The organism is Devosia soli (genome assembly GCF_000970455.1).
Lineage (GTDB): Bacteria > Pseudomonadota > Alphaproteobacteria > Rhizobiales > Devosiaceae > Devosia > Devosia soli.
Window position 1 is genome coordinate 1 of the sequence record NZ_LAJG01000029.1, and the last position, 759, is coordinate 759.

2 protein-coding genes are annotated in these 759 nt (G+C 62.5%); both read right to left on the reverse strand.

Translation table 11 applies throughout. From position 1 onward, the window contains the following. Nucleotides 1-22: 22 nt before the first annotated feature. Complete coding sequence (gene tnpB / locus VW35_RS15320) at nucleotides 23-367, reverse strand: IS66 family insertion sequence element accessory protein TnpB (protein ID WP_046143975.1); 345 nt, start codon at nucleotides 365-367, stop codon at nucleotides 23-25. Continuing rightward, nucleotides 364-681 carry a transposase gene (locus VW35_RS22170; protein ID WP_052951781.1) on the reverse strand — a complete coding sequence of 106 codons (318 nt, stop codon included), beginning with the start codon at nucleotides 679-681 and terminating at the stop codon, nucleotides 364-366. The genes tnpB and VW35_RS22170 overlap by 4 nt, the downstream gene beginning before the upstream one ends. Nucleotides 682-759: the final 78 nt, after the last annotated feature.

Consider the following 759-nt stretch of genomic DNA (forward strand, 5'->3'; position numbering starts at 1 on the left):
TGAGTCAGTCTGCCGCAGGCTTTTACCCAGCCGACTGCGGCCGGCTCTCAGTCACCGCGTGCACCCGTTTCCAGTCCATACCCTCCACCAGTGCCAGCAGTTGCGCATGGCTCAGGTGGATCCGGCTGTGGCCGATCCGCGGCCAGCAGAACGCCGCCTTTTCCAGCCGCTTGGCGTATAGACACAAACCCGTACCATCCCACCATACGATCTTGATCCGGTCCGCGCGCTTGGATCGGAACACATAGAGCGAGCCGTCGAACGGATCGGCTCCGGCGTCGCGCACCAGACCGACCAACCCATCAGGTCCTTTCCGGAAGTCGACCGGATGGCTGGCCAAAAATACCTTGGCGCCCGAGGGGATCATGCGGACCGAACAGCGCGCAAAACCCGGCGCAGGTGATCCTCGCTGATTGTCGGGCCAACCCGGATCATGGCACCTGCGATCTCGATCTCGACAGTCCCGCCCGAGCAAGCATGCTCCTCGCTCGGCGTCTCAAGCCGCTCGACCTGGCCTTTGGCAACGGCTTTGCGCCGCCAGCCGAACAATTGCGAGGGCGACATTCCGTATCGGCGCGCTACTGCCGACACGTTCGCGTCCGGAGCAAGCGCCTCTTCAAGGATCCGAGCCTTGGTCTCATCGGGCCAATTCCGCCGCGATACCGCAGGACTGCTGTCCATCCGGCCCGGCACCACCTCCAGCAATTGGAAACTTCTATCACTGGGCATAGGAGCAGACATAGAAACTCACACCGTCAT

Excerpts from the sequence above, each read along its gene's own strand:
- tnpB (WP_046143975.1), bottom strand. The coding sequence starts at position 367 with ATGATCCCCTCGGGCGCCAAGGTATTTTTGGCCAGCCATCCGGTCGAC.
- VW35_RS22170 (WP_052951781.1), bottom strand. The coding sequence starts at position 681 with ATGGACAGCAGTCCTGCGGTATCGCGGCGGAATTGGCCCGATGAGACC.